The 3047-nt window shown below is 72.6% G+C and carries 2 protein-coding genes; both read left to right on the top strand.

Annotated features, from left to right (window positions below):
• Positions 1-2626: response regulator (locus ACFP3R_RS37460; RefSeq protein WP_380643780.1), on the top strand; the 2626-nt coding region annotated here is incomplete at its 5' end.
• A gap of 37 nt (positions 2627-2663) precedes the next feature.
• The coding region (locus ACFP3R_RS37455; protein ID WP_380643778.1) for an ANTAR domain-containing protein at positions 2664-3047 on the top strand (384 nt) is incomplete at its 3' end.

The raw sequence follows: 3047 nt of genomic DNA, 5'->3' as shown, positions 1-3047 counted from the left end.
CGGCACCTGGAAGCGCCTCACCGAGAACGTCAACGAACTCGCCGGCAACCTCACCCGCCAGGTCCGCGCCATCGCCGAGGTCACCAGCGCGGTCGCGTCCGGCGACCTGACCCGGCAGATCACCGTGGACGCCTCCGGCGAGGTCTCCGAGCTGAAGGACAACATCAACTCGATGGTGGAGTCCCTGCGCGTCTCCACCAAGGCCAACCAGGACCAGGACTGGCTCAAGACCAACCTGGCCGGCATCTCCGGGCTCATGCAGGGCCGCCGCGACCTCGCCGTGGTCGCCGAACTGATCATGGACGAGCTGGCCCCGCTGGTCTCCGCCCAGTACGGCGCGTTCTACCTCGCCGACGACGCGGACGAGGAGCCGGAGCTGCACCTGATCGCCTCCTACGGCCGCCCCGACGCCGACGACCACGTGGCCACCCGGCCCACCCGCTTCCGGCTCGGCCAGTCCCTGGTCGGGCAGGCCGCGCGCAGCCGCCGCACCATCGCCGTGGACGACGTGCCGCCCGGCTACGTCACGGTGTCCTCCGGCCTCGGCCAGACCGCGCCCATCAACCTGGTGGTGCTGCCCATCGTGGTCGAGGACCAGGTGCTGGGCGTGATCGAGCTGGCCTCGGTGCACCGGTTCACCGCGATCCACCGCGACTTCCTCGAACAGCTGATGGAGACCGTCGGCGTCAACGTCAACACCATCGTCGCCAACGCCCGCACCGACGAGCTGCTGGTGGAGTCCCAGCGCCTGGCCGGCGAGCTCCAGGCCCGCTCCGGCGAGCTCCAGAAGCGGCAGGAGCAGCTCCAGGACTCCAACGCGGAGCTGGAGGAGAAGGCGGCGCTGCTGGCCCAGCAGAACCGCGACATCGAGACCAAGAACCTGGAGATCGAGCAGGCCCGGCAGGAGCTGGAGACCCGCGCCAAGCAGCTGGCGCTGGCGTCGAAGTACAAGTCGGAGTTCCTGGCCAACATGAGCCACGAGCTGCGCACCCCGCTCAACAGCCTGCTCATCCTGGCCCAGCTGCTGGCCCAGAACCCGACCCGCAACCTCACCCCGAAGCAGGTCGAGTACGCGGGCATCATCCACTCGGCGGGCTCCGACCTGCTCCAGCTGATCAACGACATCCTCGACCTGTCCAAGGTCGAGGCGGGCAAGATGGACATCACGCCCGAGCGCGTGCCGCTGCGGCAGCTGCTGGACTACGTCGAGGCCACGTTCCGGCCGATGACCACGCAGAAGAGCCTCGGCTTCCGCATCACCACCGGCTCCGGGGTGCCCGCGGAGCTGCTCACCGACGACAGCAGGCTGCGGCAGGTGCTGCGCAACCTGCTGTCCAACGCGGTGAAGTTCACCGAGACCGGCAGCGTGGAGCTGCGCATCGAGCCCGCCGACCCGGCCGAGCTGCCCGCGCCGGTGAAGCGGCACGGCCAGGCCATCGCCTTCCGCGTGGTGGACACCGGCATCGGCATCGCCGAGCAGCAGCTGGAGTCGATCTTCGGCGCGTTCCAGCAGGCCGACGGCACCACCAGCCGCAAGTACGGCGGCACGGGCCTGGGCCTGTCCATCAGCCGCGAGATCGCCTACCTGCTCGGCGGCGTGGTGACCGCGGAGAGCACCCTGGGCAAGGGCAGCGCGTTCACCCTCTACCTGCCGGTCGCGCGCCCCGAGTTCCAGGAGCTGCCCACCGCGGGCGGCGTGCCGTCGCCCGCCGCCCTGCCCGTGGCGGAGCACCCGGCCCCGGCCGAGGGCGGCTCGGGCGGACCGGCGCACCAGCGCCGGCTGCTGGTCATCGAGGAGCGGCCCCAGGGCCTGCTGTCCCTGGTGGCGCAGAGCGCGGTCACCGACCTGGCCGACAGCAACGACCCGCGGGGACCGGTCGAGGTCATCACCGTGGTGGGCGCGCAGGAGGCCGCGGCCGTGCTGGCCGCCGAGGCGTGCCACTGCGTCGTGCTGGAGCTGGACATGCCCGACGGCGCGGCGCTGGAGTTCCTGGAGGCCATGGACGGCGACGCCGGCCTGGGCAACGTGCCGGTGCTGGCGCACAACAACCGGCGGCTGGCGCCGGAGCAGGAGCGGCGCCTCCAGTCGCGCCCCGTCGACCGGCCGCTGGAGCTGCTGTCCAGCCTGGACGAGCTGCGCGAGCGCATCGCCCTGCACCTGACCGCGGAGGTGCCGGGCGCGGTGCTGCCGCTGGTGCGCCACGAGGACCCGGCGCACCACCAGCCCGCGCCGCGCCCGCTCAACGGCCGGCTCGCCGGGCGGACGGTGCTCATCGCCGACGACGACGCGCGCAACCTGTTCGCCCTGAGCAGCATCCTGGAGCTGCACGGGGTGAGCGTGCTGCACGCCGAGAACGGCCGCGAGGCCATCGAGGCGCTGTCGGCGAACCCGGAGGTCGACCTCATCCTGATGGACGTGATGATGCCCGAGATGGACGGCTACGCCGCCACGACGGCGATCCGCGCCATGCCCGAGCACGCCGACCTGCCGATCATCGCCGTCACCGCCAAGGCCATGCCGGGCGACCGGGAGAAGAGCCTCGACTCGGGCGCCAACGACTACGTCACCAAGCCCGTGGACTCCGACGACCTGGTGAACTGCATGCAGCGCTGGCTGGACCGCTGAACACCGCTCCACCGCCCGCCGACCGAGGAGATCCCGCTTGTCGACCGACGTCCCGGACCACCCGGCGACCGCGGCCCAACCCCGGACCGCGGTCGCCGGCGCCGGCCTGACCCGGCTCGCCGCCACGGTCGAGCGGCTGTCCCGCGAGGTGCGGGAGGCGCACGCCGTGGCCGACGGCCGCGCGCTCATCGAGATGGCCAAGGGCGTCCTCGTCGAACGGCTGGGCTGCGGCCCGGCGGAAGCCGCGCGCCAGCTTGCGCTGCTCGCCGACCAGGCCGGCCTCGGCCGGCTGGAACTGGCCGCGGACGTGGTCGACCAAGCGTCGCGAGACCGGTTCACCGAGGCGGCGGGCGAGCTGCTCGCGCCGCCGTCCGCCACCGGCCGCGGGTCCGGGACCGGTGGGTCCGGGGCCGGCCGGTCC

It is taken from the genome of Saccharothrix lopnurensis (assembly GCF_042658445.1).
Classification (GTDB): Bacteria; Actinomycetota; Actinomycetes; order Mycobacteriales; family Pseudonocardiaceae; genus Actinosynnema; species Actinosynnema lopnurensis.
The sequence above is the reverse complement of the archived record's forward strand: the minus strand, read 5'-3'. Positions and strand labels throughout refer to the sequence as shown.